The organism is Bacillus sp. SG20033 (assembly GCF_044570195.1).
In the GTDB taxonomy this organism is placed as follows: domain Bacteria; phylum Bacillota; class Bacilli; order Bacillales; family Bacillaceae; genus Bacillus; species Bacillus subtilis.
This window is the reverse complement of sequence record NZ_CP172606.1, coordinates 1,256,084-1,281,834: the sequence shown is the minus strand read 5'-3', so window position 1 is coordinate 1,281,834 and position 25,751 is coordinate 1,256,084. Positions and strand designations below refer to the sequence as shown.

Sequence of the window (25,751 nt, the reverse complement as noted above, 5' to 3'; positions counted from 1 at the left end):
GTATAGACAACTAGTGGTAGGTTTTTTCGCCGGTTGCGATATTTACGGTGAATTGCCCTGGCGACTTTCCGTTAACAAACGCGGAGTAACGTTTCCTGCGCTCTAAATTACGAGCCTTGGCGCGCTTATCGAGCAGTTTATTTTCGTAATTGGATCGTGTTCTGCGGATTGGTCGTCCTTTGTACGCACCGTTTTGATCGTACTCTTCCGCCAACTTATCGGAGGCTTCCCGTTTATAGCGTTCTTCCAACTGTGTCTCGCTCATAATCGGGTATTCATTTCGCGTAACTTTATCCGGGTGTGAATCGGAAAGCTCCTCGTAAATTATGAGATTAGCCATTCGGTCAAGCGCGGTAGCGTCCGGCTGTTCTCCGGTAGAGTCATAGTAAGCGTTTACTAACGCCATAGTTTCTTCGATACGTTCCTGGCGCGACATATTTCCGGCCTTAGTTCGTTTGTACATTTCCGTAATTGTTTCGTGCAATAAAGCGTTATCCATTAATTAGCCCTCCTGTCGTATATCCTTCGTTATGACTCGCCCAGTAGTAGTAAATCTCCGCAATCTTTTCGGCAGATGTTTCGACATGCTCCCGTACCGAGATACGACCAATACCCATCCGTTCGCCCGCCTCGGCTTGCGTTAGTTCGCCGAAGTAAACGAGCTCGATCGCCTGGCGCTGGCGGTCCGTTAAATTCGCTAATTCGATCGCCTTGTGAATATCGATAAGAATCGTAGCCGCGTCGTAATCTCCGCAACGCTTGCGGCTGACGAACTTCTGATAATCGGCGAGCAACAACTTCACGCCTTCTGCGTTATTGAGCGCATAGGCTGCGTCGAATTCGCGTTCCTTTCGGTGTAGATCGACTTTGACCGTTCCTATAACAATCGCCCCCTTATCGTTTGACTTTCGCCCTGAAAGCGAATATAATTTCCGTATAATGTATAATCGAGGTGGTTTCCGTGGTAATTAATTGGATATCAGCGCAGAATAACGACGCATATATAACGCTTGATTCGCAAAGAAGAATTTACATATCGTCTGGCGCTCGTAATATTATCGGACTTCCTAACAAAGCGCCGTTTTATCTAACTCTTGGATACGACGAGGAAGCACGACGGCTTGTTTGCGCAAAGCCTGAGAACGTAAAAGCTGACGTCGAACCGTTCAAGTTCGATAAGCGTTCGTATAATAAGTCCGCCAGTAAAGTGCTACAAACCGCAGGATTCCGCGAAGAAGATTTACCGTTGCGCTTCTACATGGTCGGCGAAGATGAAGCCGCTAAGCAGGCGTACATGGCGTATCCTGAAGGCGTTTATGCTTTCGAGTTAAGCCGCAGCTGATCCATCAACGCGTCCAGTTTCGCGTATAATTCATCGATCGTTCCGTCGTTTATAATTTCGTAATCAACTTCGAAATCCAACAACGCAAGCTCGGTCGGATGCTTCAGCGCCACCAAGTCGAAGTCATCGCCGGCTTTTCTTGCGCGTTCGATCCGCAGTTCCTCCGGCGCTGTGATGCGAATGATTTTAAATCCTTCGGCTCGTAGTCGGGCGTATTCGTTTGGCTGCCGGCAGTCCTCGACCAGCACGCGGTTCTTTAGCATCGGCGCTAGGCCGCCACCACAGTCGCAACTATACCGCGCCAAGTAAGCGTCCACCTTCGTCATGGTAGCGTTAACCCAGACGTCCTCACCGAAAGCTTCTCGCGCCCACTGGCCGAACTTTTGGTAATACGCGCGTGGCTTCGGCTTCTCAGGTACGGACGGGAAAGCGCGGTGGAAGGCGGCTTTGAGTTCGTCGCCGAATGCGAACGGGTGGAAATCGTAATGTAGCGCCAAGTACCCGGCGGCTTCCGACTTGCCAGCGCGTAACGGTGCGGTTAGGGCGAGCTTCATGGGCGTTCCTCCTCCGACTCTGCTCCGGTGAAACATTCGATATCGTGCGTAGTGAATTCACCCACCGCGGCGTCAATGCGGATACGCCTTACACCGCGCAATTTCTTGCCGTCTTGGTATACGTCAAACGCATCGCCTATCTTCCGTTGAACAAAAACTAACGGAGCATCAATCGGAGCGAGTTCTTCGGTTTCTTTCGGCTCTTGTAGCCGCGCCAATTCTTCGCCGAGCGTTCGGTTGTCTTTGTGCAGCGTGTCGATTTCGTCCTTTTGCCGCTTGATCGTACGCTCTAAGTCCGCTACTCGCGTCGCTAAGTTGACGATAGCATCGATCGTGTCGACCGGCTGCGGTTCGTCGGCTTCAGCGGTTTCTACCGGGACGAGTAAGCGATATTCATGTAAATATAACGGAATATCTCTTCCGTCTGACAATCGCACATTAGCATATAAACCGTAGCACATGTCATCCGACGAATAACTTTCAACCGTACCTACCTCGCCTATTCGGAAGCTTCCGAACTCCTCCGAAGACTCATCGTCATCTACAACGATAACCTTCTCGCCCACTTCCGCCGTGCGATCGGTTAATTCGTAGCGCTCCGTACCGTCAGGGCCGTCAATGTGAACGATGTCGGTCGGTTCGAGAAGTACGAATTCATCTTCCGAGTTATATAGCATATTAACCAAATCTTCTCTGTTTATATTGCGATCAAGTCGTAAAGTTTCGTAAGATGAGTCACCATCGAAATCAATATCGATAACTTTAGCGATTTGGTGAACGTCTTTGCCCTCCATTTTCGTTACAAGAACGGTATCGCCATTTTCTACCTCTCGATCGACCTCTACGTATTCGCGCTTGATGCCGCCAAGCGTTTCGTCAGCCAGTACGTGAATATTTGCATTTGCGTTAGCGTTAGTTTCCGTCATTTATTCCGCCTCCCTTTCGTCTTTTAATTCACTTCTCACACGCATTAGAATCTTGCCGAGTTTATTCTGCCCTCGTCCTCTACATACGCCCCATATAACGTCACCCCACGTGTTCCCCTCGATCAGTTCACACGATCCAGTATCGAGAAGACGCTTTCGAAGAACCTCGTTTTGTCTGAATTTCGCTGACACTATTTCGTACATGTATTGCTCTTTGACGGACTCCCAATCGTCGCGCAGCTTTACGTTACGCCCCTTTCTCTTCGCGTGATTCGGAGGAAGTTCCGCGAATTGTTTCCGTATATCATTAGACAGTACTTTCATCGCTTGAAAGGCTGCTTCATTATTTTGATACGTGATGCCTTCGTATGTCACCGGTGCTGAATAGAAGTTACTAAGAAAATAAAACTTTCCGCGAAACTCATCTATTTTGTTCATATCCGATCGCCCTCCCGTTAATTTATTACGCGAACCTGCACCGCCTGACGCCCGAACTGTACCGCGTCGGCTTCTCGCGCAACTAATACGTCAATCTTGGCGCCTTTAATATAGCCGCCTGTGTCCTGCGCCACGGCTTCAAACGTCGTACCGTCCGCCTGCTTTATTTCAACCGTCGAGCCCAACGCAATCACTGACGGATCGACCGCTATGATACGTTTGCCGGCGTGGTAGGTTGTTCCGGTTACGTCTATGCCGGTCGCTGTTACGCCGCTGCAACCTTCGGGGCAATCCGCCGTATAAGCCGAAGCCTCGAACGTTTGCCATGTGGGTTCCTTCGCATTTGAATTTTCGTTAATACTTTCGTTATTAATCTTCGGCTTTGATCGCGCCTTTAACGCTACCACTTCGCTCTCAAGCGCCTTGATGCGTGCGTCCGCCTTTTGCAGCGCCGCCTCTTCTTCGGTGATGCGCGGTGGGTCTGGCGGTGGTGGCTCCGGCGGCTTGGCGGTCGGGTTCGTAAGTAATTGCGTTGACATCGCTAGATTCGTTAGTATGCCGATAAAATCAGTCCTTTCGTAGGCGCTCTTTTCGAATATAAAAGAACTCACCTTCGCGATATTGTTTTCGTTTCTCTTTTAGCGCCGAGGCTTCCGTAACATGAACGGAATGTAGCGTTATCTTTCCGTTACTTCCGAAATCGTCGGTACAGTCCCACAGAAGATAAACGTATTCGCTCACGACTCATACCTCCTCGAAAAACTGGGCCGTCCAAGGTTCTACGTCGACCACTTCGCGTCTTAGCGCTTCGGCTAATTCGGTGATTTCCGCCTGTGCGCCTCGTCCCTTTTTGCGCTTAGAATAGAACGAAAGCAAGGCGGTCAAATTCGCAGTCATTACGAGATTAGTTGCGGCTGCGTTCGGTAGGACGGCGCGAGCATCTTCTGCGGGCACTCCTAAAGCTCTTAGTCTGTCGTATGTTTCTTGAGCGTGCATCATGAAATCGTATATAACGCTCTGCCTTACGTAATCATCATCGTTTCCTTCTCCGGAACTCTTCGAAACAGTATTAGGGACGACGTAATCGAACCCGCCGGACTTATCATCGCTCCCCATCCGTACGTAACGCTGTGACTGGACGCTGAAGCTAAAACCGACGCGATGCCGTGTAAGTTGCGCCAATAACGACCGGCTGACGCCCTCAATCGCAAAGGTGAACGTTAGGTGTTCGAGGGTCGACGTGTGTTTGGACGCGAAGATATGTCGGAATAACCGATCGGCGTCCGTGCCTGCGCCGCCATCTGACGCTTTGGAGCCGAAATACTTGGCGCCTTCCTTTGCAACGATTTCGGTCGGTTTGTTGGCGCTGTAGCACGTTCTGATTGCGGTTAGGGCGACCGCTTGGCCATCGGTTGCTTCAAGTTCCTCTAACGAATTTAAATAATATGGCTGGTCTCCGTCATATCCGCCACGTAGTTCATAGTCGAATTGGCTTCGAAATTTTTCGCTCAATTGCGTATGTGCGATTAGCTGTACGTTCATTTTGGTTTCCGCCATTTATTCTCCTCCTCCGTATCCACTATGAGAACTACTTCCGAATAATCCGATTGAAACAACTAGCGCTGTTATAGCCGATGACAATACGAAAGGTACGATCACTTCCACCAATCCGATCTCCCTGCCGTTCACGAGCATCGCTAATTGCACGAATAAAAATACGAAGAAGAAAACGATAGTTCCGTAAGTAACCCAGAACTTCATCTAATCATCCTCCTTCGCCAATCTCTCAAGCACGCCGCCGTTTCTTTCGTTAGCTTTTTCGTAAGACTCCGCAATAAACCCGCTACTTCCGAAGCCGCCCGCACCTCGATCGCTATCGCCGAGCGCATCAACCTCCGTAAACACCGCCTGCTCGACCGGCTTGATCACGGCTTGCGCCAGGCGATCGCCTTTGCGGATGATGTAAGTGTGTCGAAGATACGCCTTGTCTGCATGTATTTCTTCCTTTCCGCTAACTGCGTGAAGTATACGGTCATAGGCGTCTCTTTTAATAACATGAAATTCTCCGTAATTATTTACGCCATCCTCGATGAAATACTCTTTATGCGCAATATTATCGACAATCACGCCAACCTCGCCCGTATATCCGCAATCTACAGTACCGAGCTGCACTCGCAATTTAGTTTTCAACGTAATACCGGATCGCGGACGGATCTGCATTTCGTACCCTTCCGGAATCTCGAACGCCAATCCCGTCGGCACACACGCGGTTTCGCCCGGTTCGATAATTACGTCGGCCGCCGCGACTAGATCGAAGCCAGCGTCTGTTGCGTGTGCATAGGTCGGTGTTTGAGCGTCCGGCGATAAGCGTTTTATATTTACGTTCATTTCGTTTCCTCCCCTCCGGTTATAACTCCGTCAATAAGTGCCGCAACTGCAATGATAGCTACGTTGATGACTTCTGGTAATGTCGGATTAAAGTGAAGAATCCAAAACGGGAATCCAACCGGAATGATTAAACCTATAATTCGTTTCATTTCGTTTCCTCCTTCGTAACGTCCTCATATATAACTGCGTATCAACTTTCCGTATGGCACAACGCCTTCATAAATAGATGCGTATAAAGTTCGGAGTCCGGACGCTTATTCCCCGAAATAAAAGTCCGAATCTTTAAGCGCCTCGACCGTCGCCTTCTTATAGCCGTTACCCTTCTGCGAAAAGAAGTCGTGCGATTTGGTTTTCGTACTAAGTCCGTTCATCACGATCGGATTCGGCGTTTCGTCTTCATAGTACGGATCGAACGCGAGGTTTTGCAACGCTTTATTCGCGTTATAGCGCATGAATCGTTTAACGTCGTGTGTCAGACCGACCGCATCGTAAAGATCCTCGGCATATGCGACCTCGTTATCGTATAGCTCCGTTAGTAAATCAACCGCAAAATCACGCAATTCTAACTGAACGCTATGAGCTTGGCGATTGTAAATTTCCTGCGCGAGCAGGCCGGTATAAACGCCGTGGATCGATTCATCGCGAATAATAAGCGATATGATCTCGCCTGAGTTCGTTAGCTTACCTTGCCCCGCGAAATATAACGGATAATAAAAGCCGCTGTAGAACAAAAAGCTTTCGAGGTACACCGATGCGACCAACGCCTTATACAGCGAAATATCATCGCCTGGCTCAATCGCGTTATATAGACCGACGATCCGTGTCACCTTCCGCTGCAAGTACGGATTAGTCTTAACCCATTCGAAAACTTCGTTAATTGTTTCGGTAGGCGCGAGCGTAATGAAAATGTTCGAATAGGATTTCGCATGGACAGCGTTTTCCATCATCGCCATGAAATTAAGGACGGCTTTGCGTTGGTGCCCGTCGATGTGTTGCGCAATGATAGGCATGCCGGTGTTTCCCTGCTCCGTATCCAGAAGCGTTAGCCCGGCCAGAACGCGCATATACGTATCTTGTTCGGTCGGGCTTAGTGCCTTCCACGTTAGGAGATCGCCATTTAGCGAAATCTCTTCCGGAAGCCAGAATTGCTTAACGTTCTGCGCGTAGAACATTTGCGTAAAGTCGTCCTCGTGGCGCGACCAATCGGCCGCCGTGTGGATTGCGTTTGCGTTCGTCAATTATTCGTCCTCCTTCTTCTTGTAACCGTCTAGCAATGCAGTTAGTATTCTAGGCGTGATTGTAGCGTGATTCATAGTATCATAGCACCATCGCTCATATCGCCGTAGTTCCGCGATTTCTTCGTCCGATAGCCGTTGATTCATAAGCATACCTCCTCTTCGTTTAAACTACGCAACTCAAACACGAATCCTGGCCCGTATCCTTCGTCCGCGCATAATACAACGTTTTGATACCGCGATGATGCGCGTATAAGTCAATCCGGTTTAAATCGCGCGTCGTCATCGTATCTTTCAAGAACAGCGTAAACGAAATACCTTGGTCGACGTGCTGCTGAATCGTTGCGATCATATCGACGACTTTAAACATATCCATGTCGTACGCTTCCTTATAGAAGAACCAATTCTGCGGCGATAGTCCCGGCATCGGATAATACGTTTTTGAATTACCGTACGTACGTTCCTCGATGCGCTCCATAATCGGCATGACCGACGCTGTAGCCGACTGCACATACGAAATAGATCCCGTTGGCGCAATCGCAAGTCTGTACGAATGGTAAAGGCCGTATTTTAGAACGTTATCGCGAAGGTTAGCCCAGTCTACAAACGAGGGAATCCGTACTCCTTCGAATAGGTTTTTAACCTTCTCCGTTTTTGGATCGGAATCTATGAACGAATCCTCTAAAACTTCGATATACTTGTCGAAGTAACTACCGTCTGCATACACTGATCCCTCGAATCCTTCGTACGTGCTGCCGGTTTCTTTCGCTAGTTCCATCGAACGCACAAGCGACCAATAATTCATGAGCGCGAAGAATACGTTAGCGAAATCGCGAGCTTCCTCCGATTCATAAGCGATTCCGTTCTGCGCTAAATACCCGTGTAAATTCATCGCGCCCAACCCAATCGAACGCATCTCCCGGTTAGCTCGCGCAACAGCCGGCGCGTTCTTGATATTCGAAGTTTCCGAGACTCGCGTTAGAGCATCGACGGACAGCTTAACGATCGTTTCGAAGTCGCCGTTTTTCATAACGTTTGCAACGTTGAGCGAGCCGAGGTTGCACGAAATATCGAGGCCGATTTCGTCCGGTTCGCCATAGTCGGTGTATTCCGATACCTGCGACGCCTGAAGCACTTCGCTACAGAGGTTCGAAAATTTAACCTTCGAAATGTGATTGTTCGCGTGCTGGGCGTTAACGTTACCTTCGAACATGATGTACGGATAGCCCGATTCGGACCGCAGTACGGCAAGCTTTTCGAGTAGCTTCCGCGGATTGATCTTTTCCTTACGAACGGCCGGATTATCGACGAGCTTATCGTACATCTCCCCGATATCCATTTCGTCTAAGTGTTGGCCATACGCTTTGTAAACGGTGTGCGGATAGAATACGTAAGCCGGCCGATCTTCTCGCGCCAGTTCGATGAATTTATCCGGAATGACAACGCCGATCGATAACGTTTTAACGCGTACGTCTTCATCGGCCGAGATTTTCTTCGTATCAAGGAAATCGTTAATATCCGCATGAAATACGTTGAGATACGCTGCGCCGGAGCCCTGCCGCTGCCCCATCTGATCCGCATAACGAAACGCATTATCGAGCAGCTTCATAACGCCAACTACGCCCTTCGTCGCGTTCTCTACGTCTTTAATCGCTTCCCCTTTCGCTCTGAGCTTCGATAGATTAAGTGACACGCCGCCGCCAAGCTTCGAAAGCTGCATCGAAATGTCAATCGCGCGACTAATATCGTTAAGGGAATCGTTAACTTCGAGCAGGAAACACGAAACCAATTCGCCGCGACGCTTCCGGCCCGCATTCAAGAACGTCGGCGTTGACGGCTGGTATTCCTGACGCATCATTAAGTCGACGTACTCAAGCGCTTTGTCTGCGGCACCTTCCGCGAAAAACAACGCACAGCAAGCGACCCGATCTTCGTAGCGTTCGAGGATCTTTTTGCCGTCATTCGTCTTCAACGCATAGTCGTTGTAGAATTTGAACGCGCTCATGAACGAAGGGAATCGGAACTTGTGCGCATAGGCCGCTTTATAGACCGCCTTTATTTCCTCGAAGGTATAGGCGTCCAGGAATTCGGTTTCGTAATAATCATTATCGCGTAGGTAATCGAGTTTTTCGCGAAGGTCGTGGAAAAATACGGTGTTTTGATTAACGTAGTCAATAAAATAAGCGCGGACGGCTTCGAGATCCTTCTCGAATTGGAACCGACCGTCCTTCTGTAGCATAATTTCGTTATTAAGTTCAATGTAATTCGTCAAGCGCATTCACCCTTTCGATAAATTGTCGTACATCTTCGTCCGTGCCCGCCAATTCAAAGCGCCCGATCACCGGCACGCCGTATTGCGCCGCTATTATATCCGCAGCCTTTGCGTAATTACCGCCCCAATTGCGATTCCCTGACGCAGTCACGCCCGCCAGGTACGCGCTATTAACCGCAAGGAAATCCGCAACCGGCCGCGCCACCTGACCGAAGCCATACGTTCCAGTCACGCAAACGAACGGTTCGGCTAGCGTTAGGTCTGGCGTTATTTCGACGGCGGGCAAACCGGTCTTTGCGACGAATCGGCGTACGTTGCCCGTCCTCGAATAGTAAGCGATTAGCATTACAATAATACTCCTTTATACGCAAGGAGAACGATGATCTGCGTGAGGTGAATCGATTGATCCAGCAACAGTCCGCCTTTTAGTTCGTCTAGCTTCTTATAGAAACCGACAGGTTTAGCTTTTAGATGATCCGCAATCGCATGCACAATGAAAAGTGCCGCAACGTCAACAGAGGTTATGTGAATCCCCGCTAAAAAGGCGGCAATCGATATTGTTCCGGCCCAAATTCCGGCATGTGACACAAGGACAATAACGTTTTTACCTTTCATTGTCGCTAAGAAACTCCCCTGTAACGGATAGTCTGCGAGTAGGTGCGCAAAAATTAATAAAAGCAATGTCATTTAATCGACCCCTTCCGCCTCTCGATTTCCGCCTCTAATTCGTCCAGTTGCGCCTGCGTCCGATCACGTTCGATTCTCGCTTCGATAATCTTCCGGTCGTGAAACCTAATTGCGGAATCACTATCGGTAAGTTTTTCGTTAAGCCAGCGCCGCATGTCCTGCAGTTCTCCGTTCGTTGCCGTATAGATCATTCGACCGGTCCCTCCGTTTCGCGCTTGGCGTCCGCCTCTAGGCGTTTATGATTGCGATAAGGTTCGACGATCAGCCAATTAATGAATTCGATGACTAACGATACTGCGAGAAGAAGTACGCCCAGTACGAAGATCACCCCAAACGTCGCGTTAGCAATCGGAAATTTCGATAGCCAGTTGACGAACGAGAAAAACCCTACGAAAATACCGATCAATATTGATAACGCAATTAATCCGGATATAGCCGCAATTAATCTTTCTTTAAACACCCGCATCACTCCCCTATAACGTTATCGTCAATCCGCTCAACAATTCGCGACACGTAGAAAACCTTATATCCTTCCCCGCGTAACTGATTGATCGCAATTTCCACGTTAACTTCCGAACCTGCCCGGTGAATTGCCGCATCACTATACGAAAAACCTTCCGCCTTTCCTGCGATAACGAAAAATTCATGCATCTACTCGTCCTCCTTCGGTTTATCTATTACGCCTTCATGAATCAGCCACGCAAGCCCAATCGCAGCCGCATCGCTCTCATCGAAATTAGCGAACTCACCGGTATATCCGGTCATGCGACGAACCGCCGCTTGCACTTCGTCTTTCTCCGCATTACCCGCCCCCGCTACCTTCAGTTTGACCGTCGTTGCGGATATTCCGAGATCCGCCGTACGTTTGCCGGGCTTCCGGAACTTATCGAATGTCAGCCCGAATCGCGATGTTGCTCGTTCACACGCGTTCCATGCCGCCAGCACCGGATAGTTTGAGGTCGACGTTTTGCCTGCGAAGTCCTCTCGCACCACATAGTCGAAGCCATCCCGCGGACAGTTTTTATCGAGAAACATCATCGCCCATCCCTCGATAACTTCCGCCCTGTGCGCATGTGATCGGCTGGAATTCGGCTTAACGTGCGACAGCGCTTTGATCGTTGGCTTTCGGTTGCGCACCTCGATTATCGAGACGCCTGGGCAGGTCATCGACGTATCGAACGCGAGGCACCGGATGGGCTTGGCGCTACTCATCCTCAGTTGCCTCCTCGAGGTCCATGCCCGATAAATACTCCCGTAAGTTTTTATGATCGTATTTACCCGCTAGGTTTGACGTTGCATATCGACGTTCAGCTTCAATTAACATCGTCTTTTCTTCGGTAGTTAACTGCGACTTACAATGTCCTTTAAACGCGCAGAACGCACACTTTCCGGTCATTTCGATTGTCATTTTTGGAAGAGTCTCCTCATACACTAAACGCGCCTGCTCCGCTAGATCGTTAAGTAAATCCTCCTGCATTTTTTCGGTTATTTTAAAATGGAACGCGCGTAGGTCTGGTTTAGGGATTCCGTCCGCCCAAGTCTTTCTCGTCTTCGGTACGCTCTTATTCTCCTCGTCTGAAAACCACGAAGGTTTTTCGGTAGACTCGTAGAGTATAATCCCTTCGTTGATCCCGAATATAAGAGATTCAGCCGTCACCTGACGTAAGTGACTACTATCAGCACCCTTAAAGTCGAGCTTACCGTTCATAGCGACTAAGCCAGTAGCTTTCGTTTTATATTCGAATATTAGCTTTTGTCCTTTATAATCGAGAATTCCGTCGGGCTTTGCGGTGATTGCAAATTGTACTCCGTTCCGTTCAAAAACTTTCCGCTGTTGGGCTGCGTCTTCAAAAACCCATTCCTTTACGCGATACTCCTCTCCGTCATCATCTTCGTATGTCGACCAATCTTCTGCGATTGTAAATTCTGCGCTTTCTCCTAAACGAGCAGGCATATGAATTAAATCAAGTTGTACGAAGTCTATTATCGCAGTCCCTTGCCTTCTCTGCCTTCCGCGAAACGGTTCATCTGCCGATTTTTCCGGCTTAGCCTCGCTGTTTTTGAAGAAAATTTGCCTATCGCACATATCGGTGCCTGATGCCCCGAACGTAACCAATCCGTCTTCCGGATACGGTTTCCAAGCGAGATGACGTACCTTTTGTTTATAGAATCTGCGTTCTAATTTTCCGATGTAGAACGACGAGCTAGGATGCGCGTAATATGCGTCTAGTTGCGCTATAAACTCCTGCGCTAAATCTGTCGGGTTTGATTCCACTAATTGGACGCGCAGTGAATTTGCGGCTGATCGTGCGTTTGCGTTCGTCAATTAATCACGTCCCTTCCAATATTTGTGTACAAGTACTACTTGATTTTCGTAAACCTCTTCTTTCGAATAATCTTCGCGATTCACAACGCCTGTGAAATATTCTTCCGGCTTCATTTCGAGCATCCAGGCGGGCTCTATAACGGTGTCAGTTACGAGAGGTACCGACAAGCTTACCGTATTAGCCATAACGTCCTTAACAAGCGCAACTGTTTCCGGCGTTAATTCGTCTTCTGGTACGCTGATTTTAATTTCATCGTGAATACTTGCGTTAAATTCCCAACCACGCTCCATACAAATTCGCGCCATTCGATTTCCGTTCATCTTCAGAATATCGGCGCCTGTTCCCTGGATAACTGCGTTAAAAGCTGCGCGTTCCCAATATCCGACTAAGCCGCGCTTATCAGCGAGAGTATCAATCTCCGACTGAATCTTAACCATACGTTCCTGATCCCGTTGAGTTAACGATTTCTTATTACGTAACTGCTTGCGCTCAGTGTATAATCGAATCAATCTCTGTTCATTCTTTTCCGCCGCAGCCGCGACTTCTTTATAGTCCGGAAATCTACGCTTTCGTCCGTAGAGCGTCTCCACGTACCCATTGCGCTTCATGCCTTCGCGAATATCCGTAACCATCTGCGTAAACGACGGAAACTGTTCGTCGAAGTTAGTGAAGAACATCTCGGCCACTTCGGTACTGACGTTCATTTTTCTCGCAAAAGCCTGCGGTGTCTGTCCGTAAGATTTCGCTAACACTCCGGTCTTCATCATTCCACGCGGCTGGAACGTTCCGGTCGGATCGTAAGCCTTATCCGTGCAGTATTCTTCCGCAAGTCCGAATACCTTCTGCGCCATCGTCGTGTATAGATCAACGCCGTCTATAAAGATCTGACGCATAGAACCATCGCCGTATTTTACGTACATGATGTGCGCCTGAATCCGAGGCTCAATTTGCCCTAAGTCGGACCCGATAAACACCCAACCCTCACGCGGAACAAACGCATTCCTTACGCGCTTACCTGACTTCGATCTCGCCGGTATATTCTGAAGGTTAACACCGCGTTTCGTATATTCATCGCTCGCAACAAGCGCCCTCACTACGTCTAAGTAATTTTCGTCAGTTATAGCCACGTTGCCACCTCCGGTTTTCTTGCGCGATATGAACTCGATGAATAGCGTCCCGTTGCGGTTCCGCCCGCTTTAAAGTTCGTATGCAGGCGTCCGTCAACCTCCATAACGGATTCCACGCCGTGCGAGCCGAGTATCGGACGAATATATGTCGTTAATAACTTCGTATATTCCGCAACTGTAGCTAACGGTTCAAGCGATGGTTCTTCTGAGAAATAGATATCGAGTACATCCGACTTGGTTGACCGCTTCTTACCGCGTTCGATTTTAGACGTCTGATCTTTAATGCCGAGGTGATCGTAAATTAAATACGCGATATGATTTCCGTTAGTAATTACGAACTCTTTAATATCCTGCGGCGCGTTGTCTACGGTAGCGTCAGCAAGCTCGGCGCGTTGCTTTCGGTATTTTGCGAGCATTTCAAGTTCGTTCTGATACGATTTCGTGTGCGTCTTTCCTGCCGCTTTCATCTCGTTTACTTTCGTTAACTTCTTCGTAATTCGATCGTCTGCTGTTCGTATTCGCTTTTGCTGCGCCGCGATCCATTTCTGAATCTTAGCTGCATTAATGGTACGGTCCATCTTGCGTACAAACTCATCGTCAATGCCGTAAGTCTCGAACACTCGGCGCGTTGCTTCTTCAACCTTCGGCTCATATTCGGCCTCTAGCGCTCTGAGTTGATCGAGGTCAATGCAGAATCCGCATCGTTCCATGAAAACGTCAGTCTCCGGTAACTTAGAGTCAATTAGCGCATAGCAATCAAATAGCCGTCCGTACTTCTGCATCATTTCGAACTGAAACTCGCATAGTCCCCAGCCGTACTTAACGTCGTTTATCGCGTATATACCGACTAGCTCTGTATTAAACGGAGCCGGTGATCTATTTCCGAATAAGTCCTCGAAAGTAAACACCGTTCCTGTTACGCCGAAATACTTACCGTACTTTTGCGTCAGTGGTTTCAGACCGTACGAAGGCTCGTGTTCGTTCATTAAGTGCATCGCATCTAACGTATCCCAAACGCAACCGCGAATTGTATAACCGTCAGTTTGAGCGACATGTAAATCGTACCGAGCCGCGCCCATATGAAACGTCTTGCCGTGCTGAGGAGTCGAAAGATACGGCGAAATTGCAGCGATTACTTTTGAACGCGTAAGCTGTGGATCGGTGTCTTTGTGCGCAGCAGGAACGTCGAAGCCGCCGACATGACCGTAAGGCAAGTAGTAGCCTTCTTCCAGCAACGGAAGCCATATCGAAAAGCCGATCGATAAGTCGATGTACGAATCTAAGCCAGTTCCCTCGAAGTCACACGCAACTAGCGAATCTACTCCGATTTTTTCAAACCGCCCAGGCCATTCCGTACGCTGTCTACGCACTTCCTCGCGTATGCGTTCAACGAATCCGGGGAGCTCCGAGTCATCCGTTAAGATATAGTAGTTATCCGGCTTATTCGCGAGCGTTTCCTCGATGCGCTGGCGTCTAATTGCGGCTCCCGTTTCGGCTAGATGCGTTCTGCCTATCTCGCAAACTTCCTTTTTCGTTAACTTGCCGGTTCCTGTTCGTACAAAGTTCCCGTCCCTAAACGCCTGGTAAGCTGCGTCAAACTGGCGTCTCTCCTTATCGGTAAACTTCGATTCAGACAATCTCACGAATGCCTCATCGAGTGTTTCCGTTTTCTTCGCTTCTACCTTCCGCTTGGCCGTCGCCCGGACTGCGTCCGTTTTCGGTGCCGCCGGCTTTAACGCGTTCAAGTTTAACCGTAAGCCTTCCATCCGTCGTCCTCCTTCCTCGCGAAGTAATTGCGGGTTACTTTTCGTTATTGCCTTCGTAAATTAAGTAAAAACCGTTCAATAGAAGAAGCATCACGTTCGCCGCAACTAACGGCCAATTTCCGTCGATTACCCAAAAGACGAGACACATCGCGAATATCACATTCGTCGCGTAGCACAGCGTCCTCATAAATCGACCACCTCCGTCCATCTCCGTTTATATTCCGCTTCATTGTCCGCATACCACTCCGACCAACACGCCGCGTCGCACGCATATACCTCGAAGAGCGAATCGTAAATGGCGGATCGCCCTTCGTAGAGGTTAGCGTTACATGCGGCGCAGACGGCGGAAGATTCGTTAACGAGGTAAGATTGATTATTATCCATCAGCCGCCTCCTCTAATGACAATTCTCGATAGTCCTTAGTCAAAGGTATGCCTGTGTTACTAATCCCTAGGGATGTCCGTAAATCTAAAACCGCATCTAAAGCTTTCTCAGGAGTTTCATGAAAGCCAGCACAATATTTCTTATCATTGTACGTGAATCTCCCTCTATACTTTCCCCTATCAAAACATACCCAACGGTATCCAGTAGAGTTGGTGGCGTGAATCTTTGAATTTCTATTGTTTGTCTTCCTGTCCACTATCCGCAGATTGCTTCTACGGTTATCCAAAGGGTCTCTATTGATGTGATCAACAATCTGCCCCTCCTGAGCGTCAAGAATAAATCTGTGCAACCATTGGCTCTTATCTTTATTCCAACACTTAGCTCGATATCTACCTCCGGAAACCCCTACATTTACAGAATTAAGGGATTTCACCTTCTCTAAGTCTGCGGTATCGATCAAAACAGTATAAGAAGTTCCTTTGTGAATAACATTAATTTTGACTATGTCACCTTTTACCGAATAACTATTTTTCAATCTTCGTCACTCACCATCATACCGCCTCCGCTTCGTTAACTTTCGCAAATTCTATATCTTCGCGACTAAACGCCAAGTCCATCCGTACCCACCGCTTGCCTTCCTTCGACTGCGGCCCCCAATATTCGGTTAGCTCGCGATTCTCGAACATCCAAACGGCGGGCGCCGGACCCGTGCCGACCTCGACGCCGATAAAATAATCGACTTCATCAAGCGTATATGGCGTGCCGTCATTCTTACGTGCCTGGACGATCCGCTTGCCGCCGCGCTTTTCACGTACGATAATCGTCTTCACCTGGAACGTTTTCCACTCGCCACTCAACGGATCTTTCGCGCTAATATCGAACGCTTCTTCCGTTTCGGACGTACTGACCGCCTGCCAGCCGCTAGCCAGCAGCGCAGCACGTGCGATCAGTTCCGAATACTTGCCGGTATCTTCTGTTCTATGCGCCATATGAGCGCCTCCTTTTCGTTTGGTTGATACGTGATTAGAACGGTAATTCTTCGGAAGTAGTTTCGTTAGAGTCTGACGCTTCTTTAGTAGCCGGAACTGGCGGTAATTTGGCGCGATCGATCTTCGCATCCTCATCAGCCTCGTGTAATAGACCGATAATATCCGCTTCTTCACGGAAGTTGGCGAGTTCTTCGTACCCGTAATCAATTCCGATAAACTTCTTCGCTTCAGCCAACTGTTCCTCCGTCGCGTCTCCCGATTCGATAGAGAACGTTTTGTCTACTTGCTTGATATGGATCGCCTCTCCTACGAGTGAATAATCCGGATTAAACTTGCGGCCCATCTTTTCGGCTTTGTCATAGTCGGCTACAAGGTTGTTGATGTGGAAATCCTTCGTATCAATTACGCGATATGTTTTATATTCGAGATCATAAACCGGAATCATTGCGTAAAGCTTACGTGGTGCTCCGACCAAGCAAGACGGGCAAACTTCCGGATTTGGTTTTTTAAATGCGCCGTGATCTGGACGGATTGCTTTCGGCGAGTGCAGACAAGTATGCTTACGGAAGTGATAAATATTTCTCTGACCGTTGTAAGTGCTGTGTTCGTGAACGTAATACGCGAACCAATCGTCTGGATCTGCGAGAATAACGAATGTACGACCTTCCGCGTTCACTTCTCCGTGTTTACCCATACGAACATATCGAGTTACACCTTCCGGAAATTCACCACCTGATTGCGCCGCTTCACGTTGTGCCTCACGTTGTTTCAAAGTATTTCTTAAGCTCATTCGTTTTCCCCCTACGATTTAATATTGAGCGTTAAGCCCTCGCAAAATGCCGGTATCTGCGCCCGAAACGCCGCCAGCGCTTGGCAGTAGCGACGCGACCCGAATTACTTAACGGCCACCCCGACATTCTCCGAGGGCCTGGCGCCCACTTACTGCGTTTTCTTCGCTTCGTCTATCTGCGTCCACATACCGCCGATAATGACCGCGCTGATAATCGCGACAATAGGAACGATCCATACTGCGTCAGACATAAGCCGCCACTCCTTTTTCGATCGACTCGATTTCGGATTTAATCGCGTTAACTTTTTCGTTAATAGTTGCGAATTCTTTCTTCGCAACGTCTATTTTCGCATCGATAACAGCGATAATCTTATGCGCTCTTGCCCTAGCGCGATTCAATTCGAGTTGGGCGATTTCGAGATTCTTTTCCGCAAGCTGAATCGTAAGAGTTCGTAATTCGCGATTACGACGGACGATCAACGCGTCAGACTTGCGTTTAAGTACCGTCTTGAGTTCGTCAGGAAGATCGGTAATTGGCGGTGTGTTTGCGGTCGGTTTATCTTCAACCGGCGCCAAAGGATCGGCCATTTTATAAACGGTCACTACGCGAATACCATCAACGATCAATCGTGTTCTTGATTTAATATGATCGAAAGCTTTTACTCGCTTTCCATATTCGTTGGTAAGATCGCCTACATAGAAAGCCGTTTGCATTAGTTGCCGAAGATGTCCGGCGGCTTGCGGGCGACTTATTCCTAATCGTTCTACAGCGCGGTCAACAGCGTGCTTTGTGACCTCGTAGTGTTTCATCCGACGCGCACCGCCTTAATGGCCGGATAGTAATCGGCCGGATCTTCGTCGTGCGGCCATGCACCTTGATAAATAACTTCGGTAAGTTTGCGCTCATCTAGCGCGATTAACGTTTGGATTTCGTTAAGATTGGGTAAATTTGAAGTAGTCATAGTACGTTAGCCTCCGTTTAATTAAGGATAATCGCACTAGGTCGCGGGGATGCGTTCGTAAAGTGTTCGCTTGAATCTGTTGCCAACAGATTGTATTATAGAGGAGTAACGAACGTCCTCGGACCTAGTTACGTATAGCGTGTTATACAGCTAGAAAAGCGTTAAGTTCGCCGTGTTGAGAAGCGTCGTAATTTTTCGCTAAACCTTTGATCACACGTTCTACTTTTTTGTAGTGAACGCCTACCTTACTGCCGATCGAAGCGTATGTAGGTCGCTCACTCGAAAGATGCTCATTAACGATTGCAGTCGTTATGGCATCGGAATTTACTGTTAGGGCCTTGATAAGTTGCAGCTTATCTTGGTCCGTTTTTATTTCTCCGTCTAATTGAGAAATCACCTTATCTTCTATATGGATAACAGCGCCAGATTCGAATGTTGCAGCATTCTCTTCTGCGGTTGAATCCATTAATTTATGTCGTTTAACATATGTTCCATTCTTCCCGCGAATAATATCTATAGATGATTTCTTTAGTTCGTAGATTATCGCGTTTTCCGCGTTTTTTATTTTTTTTGTATCGACTGATGAAGACCACTTCCAAAGTTTTTCGTGTAAGGCACTAAGTATGTCTTCGCGAATAACTTGTCTAGTTTTAGAAAAATCAGATAAAACCTTAGAAATTAAGTCTCTTGATTCTTCAAATAGTAGGTTGAAGTCCTCATCCTGCCTAGTTATTTGATAGGCGTTGATTAGCTGTATTAACTTTTCGTGTTTCTTCAACTAAAATCCCTCCTCATTTATTGATGCGTATAAACTTTCCTTTTTGGACACCATTTCATAAAAGAAATAATATTTTCTTTCATGTCCATATATTAGCATGTCTAACATTATAATTATCTAAATAGGAACAATATTTTGATTTAGCAAACTTGTTCAGGTATGTAAACAAAATAAAAAGCCCACCTACTGTGAGATGGGCTTTAAAACTTATCCTCCGATCGCGTTGATTGCTACTTCTTTACCTGGATCTGATACCTGGTTACTATACAGCAACCCTAGAGCTAACACACTCACCAATGTTAAAACAACTAATAAAGTCTTCTTCAAAAACAACATCTCCTTTTTTCGATGAGGTTCCCCTCAAGTTTATTGTCAGGTTTTTGATGAAATCAGTACATTCGCCTGCCTCCATCAAATCCCTTACAATTATAGATGCGTAATACAAATTAGAATCGGACACGAAATCGCAAAACTTTTTATAAAGGATTTTCCGATCTCCTGAAATCGCCTCAAAATATCCGGTAAGGTCAGGGTCGCCCATTTTCCCAACGCAATCTAGTGCATCTTCATAGGAGACTTTTCCTTTTCTAAACCCCTCAACCTTTTTCAAAACATCGGGTGCACTTTCTTCAACTTTCTTTGATAAGAGGATTCTAGCAAAGTTATAATTATAAACCGCATACCCTTCTAATCGCTCGTTTTTTAATTCTTTAGCTACTTCGACACTGTCTTTTAAGTATCTCAAACAAATTGATTCATCTGTTTGCAGGTAAGTCATGCCAATGATGTACAAAGCGTCTGAATTCACTCTCTTGTTAATATTAGCATTGAGGAGAATATTTGAGTAGCGTCTAGCTTCTTCTAAGTTGTTTGAAAAAAGGTGTGCATATGCTAAAATCTCAGATAGCCTATACAAATAACACTCTTTTAAAAACAGATGAGATTTATCATTCAATCCATTTATTTGAACTTCGAGTTCTGAAGCTTTGTTTATTACATATGAGAACTGTCTTTTATGAAGTAAAGTGATGCAACCGTAGATGTCTACAAGAATTTTAAGGATTGGGTCGTTGAGGTTTGATAGTTTGTCTAGTTCTTCGTTCATTGAATCGAACTTAACTTTTCCGTGCATGTACTTACTGATAAAAGAATACACCTTGACGTACTTCTCGATAATATTCCGCTTTTCGCATTTATAAGTCTCGATATGGTTATCCAGAAGCTCGATATCTCTAGTTATAGCAGCATACTCAAAAGTCTTTCTTATACAATCGGAGCTCTCGGTTAATTGAGGGCATACGTCTCTCATAAAGGATCTATAATTTTCAGGATCTGCTAATTGCGAAAGGACAAGAAGGCTTCTTAATGTCAGTTTCCGCTTTCCAGCTCTAAGGTTTCCTACCTGTTTTGTAGACAGTTTTAAATATGACGCGATTAATGAGTCATTTAAATCATCTCTGTCCGAAATACGATCAAATAGAAAGTTTCTAACTTTGTCCATGTTGTTCACCCCAGTTTTAAGTAAATGAATGACATTTCCACCACGTTTAAGTATAATTGAATTATATCTCATATGTTTATATACGTAAACATATTATTAGGAGGATTTTTAAAAAAATGATCGATTTTTCCCCTTTGATGGAGACTTTAAAAGAAAAAGAAATGAATCTGAGTGATTTACGTCAGGTTATGAGTTCAGCTACTCAAGCTAAAATAAAGAAAAATCATAAAGTGTCTGACTCTAAAATGCGTTTAGGAACTATTGAAAAAATATGTTTATTATTAGACGTTCCCGTGGAAAGAGTCATTAGGATTGTCAAGGAATAAATATTGGTAAATGTTCTTTATATAAGTTAAAATGTTACGGACACCTTTACGAATGGAGGTGTTTATTACGTTTAAGGTCGGCAGATGCCGGATACCCGAATTATGCAAAGATATCGGAATTGAACACGCACAACTCGCAGCCAAGGTCGGACTAGATAAATCGCGTATTTCCGATTACGCCAGTCTTCGCAATATACCGAATATCGAGCTCGCCTATAATATCGCTCGTGCACTCGGCTGTAGACTCGAAGACTTATACGAATGGGTAGAAGTATCCGGCGACGAAACGGAGGGCTAGAACCTCCGGCCGACCTGAAGTTCGGAAATTCCCGAACCGACACGTAATGTAGGACGTACGCCCTCCGCACGATCATAAACGTTTCTCAACGCCTCTGCACCGCGCTTTACCAATAGTTCATTAGCGTCCTTCACCTCCGTTATATAACCGTGCGCAAGCCGCACCTTTCCGTTTAAATAACGCTCAATCGCCTCACGTAATTTATCGCCAGCTTTGTCGTTATCTGTAACCACCGTTAAATATTCGATAGGTGACTGCGTAATTATGTCCGCCTTTTTCAAATTAAATGCGCTGCCGCCGGTCCCAATCGCCGGAACCCCTACCGAACGCCACGCCATAGCATCGATTTCCGCCTCGCAGATCACCACGTGCCTTAGCCGCTGCGCATAAACGAGGTCCATTCCGTAAACTAGCTCGCGAATAGGCCAGCCGCCCGACGCGTACCAGAACGCTTTGCCCCACACCGACCGATATTTCACGTTGGCTAAACGGCCATTCGGCAGACGCCACGGAATCGCCACCGCATTGCCTACGAGCCCTACGCCGGCCTCACGTTGCGCCCAAGCCGCTATAGCCCGCCCGTTTAGGTAAGCGTTTGTTCCGAGGCGTGCGTTCGCTAAAATAGATTCCGGCAAAGGCTCCGGTTTGGCTACGGCTTTAAGTTTCGGTAGGCGAAGCGTTAGGCGCCCGTCCTTAGCCGCAGGCGCATACGCGTCCAATAAATAATCGACAGTTTCGTATTCGGTTTCAGCGCGGAGGAAAGCCAGTAATTTAACGAACCCACCGCGCGCAAAATCTTCTTCGATGGCGCCTGAGTCTCCCCAATATCCGGCCTTTGCTGACGCTGTGTCCTCGAGATATACGTAGAAGCTCGGCTTGTGCTCGTCACGGAACGGACTGGCGGCTAGTAATCGGTCAGCCGTCCATGTAGGCTGCGTCCATTCGAATTGTTCGAGTTCATACCGTATATCTACGTCGACGTGGCGTCCATTTAGTATTAAAGTCGGCATGCGAACACCTCCTAAAGATGTATTTGTAAAACATATTACACGAATGTTACATTTTATACAGTCGGTTTTTGTCGAAACTATTCAGAATTTTATATGAAATTCTTTCCAGTCTAGAAATCGAACTGTGCTGCCGCTGCTTCTCCGGCTTCTGGCTGTTTCACAACGCCTATTTGCGGTAGATAGATAATCTCCGCGGACTCTCCTTCGCCGCCGTCGCGCCCTTTATTTAGACCGATCATGCCGCGCCCTTCCTTTGCGTTCGTATCAACTGCGATCAATAGCGCAGCATCTTCGAGCAACGCTTTCGTTTTCTTAACGTCTTTACGTTGCGGCAATTTAAGCTCTCGCTCTCCATCTTCGCCCGCCTTCTCGTCTTCCTCGTCCGCCTGGGTAAGCGCAAATATAGTCGCCTTAGTATGACCCGCTAAACGGCGTAGCTTTTGCGAAGTATTGGCCGCATCTCCGCCCGCCGTCTTAGACGTATTGGCTTCGTAATCCAGGTAATAAAATGGATCTACGAGCACCACGTCGGCTTTCGTTTCGATAATGTCCGATTTCAGATCGCGCAATGTACGAGAACCAAAGTCTTCGTCATCCACGCCGCGTACCGTAATGTTGCCCGGCAGTATATCGTTAAGCCGTCCTAGGAATTCCATAAAGCCCGCTTCGAATTCTTCGTTTAGGTTACCTTGGCGGACGTCTCGCGAATTAAATCCGGCTTCCATATTGACGCCGTTAAGAGTCGCAGTGGTAACGCCCAGGCTTCCGGATATCGAAACGTATAGGCGCACTAGGACCTCGTACCACCCCATCTCCATCGACCAAATAAGAACGTTCGCGCCCTGCATCGCACAGTTAACGACTTCCTCTAACGCAATGGCCGACTTACCGCGCCCCGACTTTCCGTAAATAACGTAGACGTTAGACGAAACATATCCGCCCATAGCCCGATTAATAAAGTCGAACTTGCTGCGCCAGATCCGGAAAGACTCGCCAGCCTTGCGGTTTTCGTATTCGTCTTTGAATTTATCGATGTCGCGCTTGATGTCCGTCCCTACCGAATTTCGAACGTTTGTTCTCATTTTAAGACTTTCGGCCTGCTCCGTCAACCACTCGAAGAAACTTCCCATATCGCCGCTTTTTTGCGCTTCAATAAATCGTTTTTCTAGTTGCGGTTCCTGCACTTGGCGGCCAGTTTCCGGATCGATCCGCCCGCTAACAAGCTCGATAAATTGGCGCTCAGCCGCCCGGTCTTTAAGATTCTTCGCGAGGTACTCCCAACTGGCTTCGATATTAAAGTCCGGCTGGAAGTCCGGCACTTCATTCGTAACCATTTCGGCAGTTGGCGCTTGGCCTCGGTGTTGCTCCGCGTATTGCATGACATACCGGAAGGCTTTGCGTTCGCCTTGCGTTGGTAAGTCGTTTTCAGCGATGTTGAAGCGTAATAGAGCGTTCGGATCGTTCGCTTCGATGGCTTTCGATATTAGTAAAGTCCCGTAGTTCATAAGAGATCACCCTCGCTTGCGTATTTTCGATAGCATCCTTCGCAGTAAACGTATTTTGGAACTTCGCTTCTCGGAAACCTCTCTTTACATCCGCAGTAAGGGCATTCGACGACCTCAGTTTCGCGCAAATATAACCCGAGGTTTTTCCACTTATTCACGTCAATCATTCACCTACCTCCTCATACAACCGTTTGTATTCAAAAACAACACTGTGTTCGAATAAATTATCGCTGGTCACTTTTGGTTCGTACACTACAAAGACCGGTATGTCATCGATGTGTAATTCTTCACTACGATCTACTACATTGTGGACTATTTTCGCTCGGCTTGGTGCTTCGTTAATAGGCACGTTAAAATGCTCGAATGCCTTTTTATATTCGCTTTCCAGAAATTCTACGTGATAAGTTACCGCGTTTTCTATTTTGTCGGGCAAATAATTTTCAGGCTCAATTATTCGTTGATTTACCGGATTAGTTAAGTTCCAACGTTTATACTCTGACGTTACATACCGGTCAGCCATTATTCGCCCGCCTCCCGTCTCAATTTCGCCATCACACCGTCAGCCTTCGTTTTATATTCCGCATCCTCAAACGTTGAGTAAAGACGCATGTAATCGTTATATTCGTCTAGTAACCCGTCAGTCTCTCGTTTACGTTTCGCTACCTCTTGCGCACTTGCCGCCCGCGCCGTCTTCGGCGTTTCCTTCGGTTCTTTCGCCATCCCAACCGCCTCCTCTTTCGCGAAATTGATTTCCGTAAAATGAAACGCCGTACTCGTCGGCTCCGGATAGTTCGTCATGTCATACGTCATTAAGAAATCTTCCGACGCTGCCTTCCGACAGATCAAACGCAGATCGTCGATATCAGCTTCCAGCCATTCTCCGTTAATAGCGTCGGTCAAGTCGTACTCAACGTAATCAAAAGCGCCGTATTCTTCGTGCTGTGTGACTTCGCGCCAGCAATCAACGTAGAAAATCCGATCTTTGTATCCGTCTACTGCGACAATATCTCCGATTGCGAATTTCGGTTTCATTCGCACATCTCCCAACGTAATCTATCTAAAACAATGTCATCAACCTCTTCTCCTAATTCTGTCTCTCCCGTAGGAGTATATCTTGATTTGTATACCTCGCCATTCTCGATCGCTTCACCGAAGTCATGAAGTGTTTTGATTGGGCGCGAATAAACAATCAATCTGTCAGGAGGAGCCGGATATGTGTGGGTCGGATAAACAAATACCTGCCGCGAATTCTTATACGAAATGTACTCACACCCATTAGCCCCAAACCAAAATATATTAAACTCAACATTGTATTCTCCAATTATCCCTTTACTCATCTACGCATCCCCCTTTTCGATTCACCTACGAATTCAATCTCGCGGCACAGGTCGCCAATGCGATCGGCCAGGCGCTTCTCCTTGAAAACGTCCGCCAACGAATCAAGCGCAATGTTACTCGTATAGATGGTCGGTAGCTGATTCGTTACTCTCGCATTAATTACGGCGTGTAGATATCCGCGAAATGCAGGCGTGCAGTCTCGTACTCCTATATCGTCTAGGACCGCAAATGGGGTCGTCATCGCTAGCTTCATCTTCCGTTGAAATTCCGCCATGCCTTCGTCGTCATTCGCCATAGTCGCCAAGTTAAACTCTGTCTGCCATTCGTTGACATCGAGGAAATATGCCGGACGCTGTAACGGCGTTAAGCCCCGTCGCAATGATCCGCTGTAGTGAACGCGCAGCCATTCGTTAAGGAGTGCCGCTGCTGTCGTTGTTTTGCCAGTTCCGGTCTTTTCACTTACTAGGTACAACGACTTAATGCGCTCGGCTGGTGATATTATTCCGGTCTCTTGATCGAATTGCCGATCGAAAGATTTAACGTAAGCTTCCGCCATAGTTGTTACGCTTTCTTTTATAACGGACGGCTTTCGTTCCTTTATATAAATAGCCCCGCGCGCCGGCGAATTCTGAAGCGTCACGAGCCGGTACTCACGCGGAAGTCCTGCCGCTGCCGACCGACCACCGTTGCCGCTTACGCCATGCATTGCGATGAAATACGGACAGTGTTTCGTACAGGCGCCGTCGCCCGCCGCTTTACATCCGTTAGCAAGTACGCAATTATTTTCGTTAGTCATATTCGCGGACCT

At 47.5% G+C, this 25,751-nt stretch carries 38 protein-coding genes; 3 read left to right on the top strand and 35 right to left on the bottom strand.

Features of this window, described 5'->3' with window-relative positions; all coding sequences use genetic code 11:
• Positions 1-10: 10 nt before the first annotated feature.
• Positions 11-499: a hypothetical protein gene (locus ACFVP7_RS06730; protein WP_396583091.1), complete on the bottom strand. Its 489-nt coding sequence runs from the start codon at positions 497-499 to the stop codon at positions 11-13.
• Complete coding sequence (locus tag ACFVP7_RS06725) at positions 492-797, bottom strand: sigma factor-like helix-turn-helix DNA-binding protein (RefSeq protein ID WP_396583090.1); 306 nt, start codon at positions 795-797, stop codon at positions 492-494. Before ACFVP7_RS06725 ends, ACFVP7_RS06730 begins: the two co-directional genes overlap by 8 nt.
• Before the next feature lie 164 nt (positions 798-961).
• On the opposite strand from ACFVP7_RS06725, the gene ACFVP7_RS06720 reads away from it, so the two are divergent.
• Entirely contained in the window at positions 962-1,342 is a 381-nt protein-coding gene (locus tag ACFVP7_RS06720) for a hypothetical protein (RefSeq protein WP_396583089.1), read from the top strand.
• On the opposite strand, the gene ACFVP7_RS06715 is transcribed toward ACFVP7_RS06720, so the two are convergent.
• The 27 genes from ACFVP7_RS06715 to ACFVP7_RS06585 form a co-directional block, all read right to left on the bottom strand.
• A complete protein-coding gene (locus tag ACFVP7_RS06715) occupies positions 1,315-1,896 on the bottom strand; it encodes a dephospho-CoA kinase (protein WP_396583088.1) in 582 nt (193 codons plus the stop codon). The two genes, ACFVP7_RS06720 and ACFVP7_RS06715, sit on opposite strands and share 28 nt — an antisense overlap.
• Positions 1,893-2,822 carry a hypothetical protein gene (locus tag ACFVP7_RS06710; protein ID WP_396583087.1) on the bottom strand — a complete coding sequence of 310 codons (930 nt, stop codon included), beginning with the start codon at positions 2,820-2,822 and terminating at the stop codon, positions 1,893-1,895. The genes ACFVP7_RS06715 and ACFVP7_RS06710 overlap by 4 nt, the downstream gene beginning before the upstream one ends.
• Positions 2,823-3,260 (bottom strand): NADAR family protein, encoded by a 438-nt coding sequence (locus ACFVP7_RS06705; protein ID WP_396583086.1) that lies wholly within the window; start codon positions 3,258-3,260, stop codon positions 2,823-2,825.
• Between the two features lie 17 nt (positions 3,261-3,277).
• On the bottom strand, positions 3,278-3,799 hold the full coding sequence (locus tag ACFVP7_RS06700; protein WP_396583085.1) for a 3D domain-containing protein: 522 nt from the start codon (positions 3,797-3,799) through the stop codon (positions 3,278-3,280).
• Positions 3,800-4,004: 205 nt separating this feature from the next.
• On the bottom strand, positions 4,005-4,817 hold the full coding sequence (gene thyX, locus ACFVP7_RS06695; protein WP_396583084.1) for an FAD-dependent thymidylate synthase: 813 nt from the start codon (positions 4,815-4,817) through the stop codon (positions 4,005-4,007).
• Entirely contained in the window at positions 4,818-5,021 is a 204-nt protein-coding gene (locus ACFVP7_RS06690; protein ID WP_396583083.1) for a hypothetical protein, read from the bottom strand.
• Entirely contained in the window at positions 5,022-5,648 is a 627-nt protein-coding gene (locus tag ACFVP7_RS06685; protein ID WP_396583082.1) for a dUTP diphosphatase, read from the bottom strand. It abuts the gene before it with no gap.
• Positions 5,645-5,797 (bottom strand): hypothetical protein, encoded by a 153-nt coding sequence (locus ACFVP7_RS06680; RefSeq protein WP_396583081.1) that lies wholly within the window; start codon positions 5,795-5,797, stop codon positions 5,645-5,647. The genes ACFVP7_RS06685 and ACFVP7_RS06680 overlap by 4 nt, the downstream gene beginning before the upstream one ends.
• A gap of 105 nt (positions 5,798-5,902) precedes the next feature.
• Positions 5,903-6,868: a class 1b ribonucleoside-diphosphate reductase subunit beta gene (gene nrdF / locus ACFVP7_RS06675; RefSeq protein WP_396583255.1), complete on the bottom strand. Its 966-nt coding sequence runs from the start codon at positions 6,866-6,868 to the stop codon at positions 5,903-5,905.
• A gap of 181 nt (positions 6,869-7,049) precedes the next feature.
• On the bottom strand, positions 7,050-9,161 hold the full coding sequence (gene nrdE, locus ACFVP7_RS06670) for a class 1b ribonucleoside-diphosphate reductase subunit alpha (protein WP_396583080.1): 2,112 nt from the start codon (positions 9,159-9,161) through the stop codon (positions 7,050-7,052).
• Positions 9,139-9,501 (bottom strand): class Ib ribonucleoside-diphosphate reductase assembly flavoprotein NrdI, encoded by a 363-nt coding sequence (gene nrdI, locus ACFVP7_RS06665; protein ID WP_396583079.1) that lies wholly within the window; start codon positions 9,499-9,501, stop codon positions 9,139-9,141. The genes nrdE and nrdI overlap by 23 nt, the downstream gene beginning before the upstream one ends.
• Entirely contained in the window at positions 9,501-9,842 is a 342-nt protein-coding gene (locus ACFVP7_RS06660) for a DUF3307 domain-containing protein (protein ID WP_396583078.1), read from the bottom strand. The genes nrdI and ACFVP7_RS06660 overlap by 1 nt, the downstream gene beginning before the upstream one ends.
• Positions 9,839-10,033, bottom strand: a complete 195-nt coding sequence (locus ACFVP7_RS06655) for a hypothetical protein (protein ID WP_396583077.1) — start codon at positions 10,031-10,033, stop codon at positions 9,839-9,841. Before ACFVP7_RS06655 ends, ACFVP7_RS06660 begins: the two co-directional genes overlap by 4 nt.
• The gene (locus ACFVP7_RS06650) at positions 10,030-10,302 is read right to left on the bottom strand and encodes a hypothetical protein (RefSeq protein WP_396583076.1); all 273 of its coding nucleotides are present in this window, start codon (positions 10,300-10,302) and stop codon (positions 10,030-10,032) included. Before ACFVP7_RS06650 ends, ACFVP7_RS06655 begins: the two co-directional genes overlap by 4 nt.
• A 5-nt stretch (positions 10,303-10,307) precedes the next feature.
• Positions 10,308-10,493: a hypothetical protein gene (locus tag ACFVP7_RS06645; protein ID WP_396583075.1), complete on the bottom strand. Its 186-nt coding sequence runs from the start codon at positions 10,491-10,493 to the stop codon at positions 10,308-10,310.
• Positions 10,494-11,054 (bottom strand): hypothetical protein, encoded by a 561-nt coding sequence (locus tag ACFVP7_RS06640; protein WP_396583074.1) that lies wholly within the window; start codon positions 11,052-11,054, stop codon positions 10,494-10,496.
• A complete protein-coding gene (locus ACFVP7_RS06635; protein WP_396583073.1) occupies positions 11,047-12,168 on the bottom strand; it encodes a hypothetical protein in 1,122 nt (373 codons plus the stop codon). The genes ACFVP7_RS06640 and ACFVP7_RS06635 overlap by 8 nt, the downstream gene beginning before the upstream one ends.
• A complete protein-coding gene (locus ACFVP7_RS06630; RefSeq protein ID WP_396583072.1) occupies positions 12,169-13,296 on the bottom strand; it encodes a DNA polymerase in 1,128 nt (375 codons plus the stop codon).
• Positions 13,287-15,062: a DNA polymerase gene (locus ACFVP7_RS06625; RefSeq protein WP_396583071.1), complete on the bottom strand. Its 1,776-nt coding sequence runs from the start codon at positions 15,060-15,062 to the stop codon at positions 13,287-13,289. Before ACFVP7_RS06625 ends, ACFVP7_RS06630 begins: the two co-directional genes overlap by 10 nt.
• A gap of 34 nt (positions 15,063-15,096) precedes the next feature.
• Positions 15,097-15,249: a hypothetical protein gene (locus ACFVP7_RS06620; RefSeq protein WP_396583070.1), complete on the bottom strand. Its 153-nt coding sequence runs from the start codon at positions 15,247-15,249 to the stop codon at positions 15,097-15,099.
• A gap of 189 nt (positions 15,250-15,438) precedes the next feature.
• The gene (locus tag ACFVP7_RS06615) at positions 15,439-15,981 is read right to left on the bottom strand and encodes an HNH endonuclease (protein WP_396583069.1); all 543 of its coding nucleotides are present in this window, start codon (positions 15,979-15,981) and stop codon (positions 15,439-15,441) included.
• A gap of 16 nt (positions 15,982-15,997) precedes the next feature.
• Positions 15,998-16,435: a hypothetical protein gene (locus ACFVP7_RS06610; RefSeq protein WP_396583068.1), complete on the bottom strand. Its 438-nt coding sequence runs from the start codon at positions 16,433-16,435 to the stop codon at positions 15,998-16,000.
• Between the two features lie 34 nt (positions 16,436-16,469).
• Complete coding sequence (locus ACFVP7_RS06605; protein WP_396583067.1) at positions 16,470-17,129, bottom strand: single-stranded DNA-binding protein; 660 nt, start codon at positions 17,127-17,129, stop codon at positions 16,470-16,472.
• Between the two features lie 339 nt (positions 17,130-17,468).
• Positions 17,469-18,035 carry a hypothetical protein gene (locus ACFVP7_RS06600; RefSeq protein WP_396583066.1) on the bottom strand — a complete coding sequence of 189 codons (567 nt, stop codon included), beginning with the start codon at positions 18,033-18,035 and terminating at the stop codon, positions 17,469-17,471.
• Complete coding sequence (locus tag ACFVP7_RS06595) at positions 18,032-18,187, bottom strand: hypothetical protein (protein WP_164972507.1); 156 nt, start codon at positions 18,185-18,187, stop codon at positions 18,032-18,034. Before ACFVP7_RS06595 ends, ACFVP7_RS06600 begins: the two co-directional genes overlap by 4 nt.
• A 142-nt stretch (positions 18,188-18,329) precedes the next feature.
• Positions 18,330-18,965 (bottom strand): hypothetical protein, encoded by a 636-nt coding sequence (locus tag ACFVP7_RS06590; protein ID WP_278072031.1) that lies wholly within the window; start codon positions 18,963-18,965, stop codon positions 18,330-18,332.
• A 262-nt stretch (positions 18,966-19,227) separates the two neighbouring features.
• Positions 19,228-20,466, bottom strand: a complete 1,239-nt coding sequence (locus ACFVP7_RS06585) for an AimR family lysis-lysogeny pheromone receptor (protein ID WP_396583065.1) — start codon at positions 20,464-20,466, stop codon at positions 19,228-19,230.
• Between the two features lie 116 nt (positions 20,467-20,582).
• Between ACFVP7_RS06585 and ACFVP7_RS06580 the strand changes: the two genes are divergently transcribed.
• On the top strand, positions 20,583-20,792 hold the full coding sequence (locus tag ACFVP7_RS06580) for a helix-turn-helix transcriptional regulator (RefSeq protein WP_059336215.1): 210 nt from the start codon (positions 20,583-20,585) through the stop codon (positions 20,790-20,792).
• 52 nt (positions 20,793-20,844) lie between these two features.
• Positions 20,845-21,090, top strand: coding sequence for a helix-turn-helix transcriptional regulator (locus ACFVP7_RS06575; protein WP_396583064.1), 246 nt, complete (start codon positions 20,845-20,847; stop codon positions 21,088-21,090).
• Here ACFVP7_RS06575 and ACFVP7_RS06570 read toward each other — a convergent pair.
• The 6 genes from ACFVP7_RS06570 to ACFVP7_RS06545 all read right to left on the bottom strand — a co-directional run bounded on the left by ACFVP7_RS06570 (position 21,087) and on the right by ACFVP7_RS06545 (position 25,739).
• Positions 21,087-22,100, bottom strand: coding sequence for a toprim domain-containing protein (locus ACFVP7_RS06570; RefSeq protein ID WP_396583063.1), 1,014 nt, complete (start codon positions 22,098-22,100; stop codon positions 21,087-21,089). The genes ACFVP7_RS06575 and ACFVP7_RS06570 overlap by 4 nt on opposite strands.
• A 110-nt stretch (positions 22,101-22,210) precedes the next feature.
• Positions 22,211-23,605 carry a DnaB-like helicase C-terminal domain-containing protein gene (locus ACFVP7_RS06565; protein ID WP_396583062.1) on the bottom strand — a complete coding sequence of 465 codons (1,395 nt, stop codon included), beginning with the start codon at positions 23,603-23,605 and terminating at the stop codon, positions 22,211-22,213.
• Between the two features lie 163 nt (positions 23,606-23,768).
• Complete coding sequence (locus ACFVP7_RS06560) at positions 23,769-24,125, bottom strand: hypothetical protein (RefSeq protein ID WP_396583061.1); 357 nt, start codon at positions 24,123-24,125, stop codon at positions 23,769-23,771.
• Positions 24,125-24,637 carry a hypothetical protein gene (locus ACFVP7_RS06555; protein ID WP_396583060.1) on the bottom strand — a complete coding sequence of 171 codons (513 nt, stop codon included), beginning with the start codon at positions 24,635-24,637 and terminating at the stop codon, positions 24,125-24,127. The genes ACFVP7_RS06560 and ACFVP7_RS06555 overlap by 1 nt, the downstream gene beginning before the upstream one ends.
• Positions 24,634-24,942 carry a hypothetical protein gene (locus ACFVP7_RS06550; protein ID WP_396583059.1) on the bottom strand — a complete coding sequence of 103 codons (309 nt, stop codon included), beginning with the start codon at positions 24,940-24,942 and terminating at the stop codon, positions 24,634-24,636. Before ACFVP7_RS06550 ends, ACFVP7_RS06555 begins: the two co-directional genes overlap by 4 nt.
• Positions 24,939-25,739 (bottom strand): ATP-binding protein, encoded by an 801-nt coding sequence (locus ACFVP7_RS06545; protein ID WP_396583058.1) that lies wholly within the window; start codon positions 25,737-25,739, stop codon positions 24,939-24,941. The genes ACFVP7_RS06550 and ACFVP7_RS06545 overlap by 4 nt, the downstream gene beginning before the upstream one ends.
• Positions 25,740-25,751 lie beyond the last annotated feature (12 nt).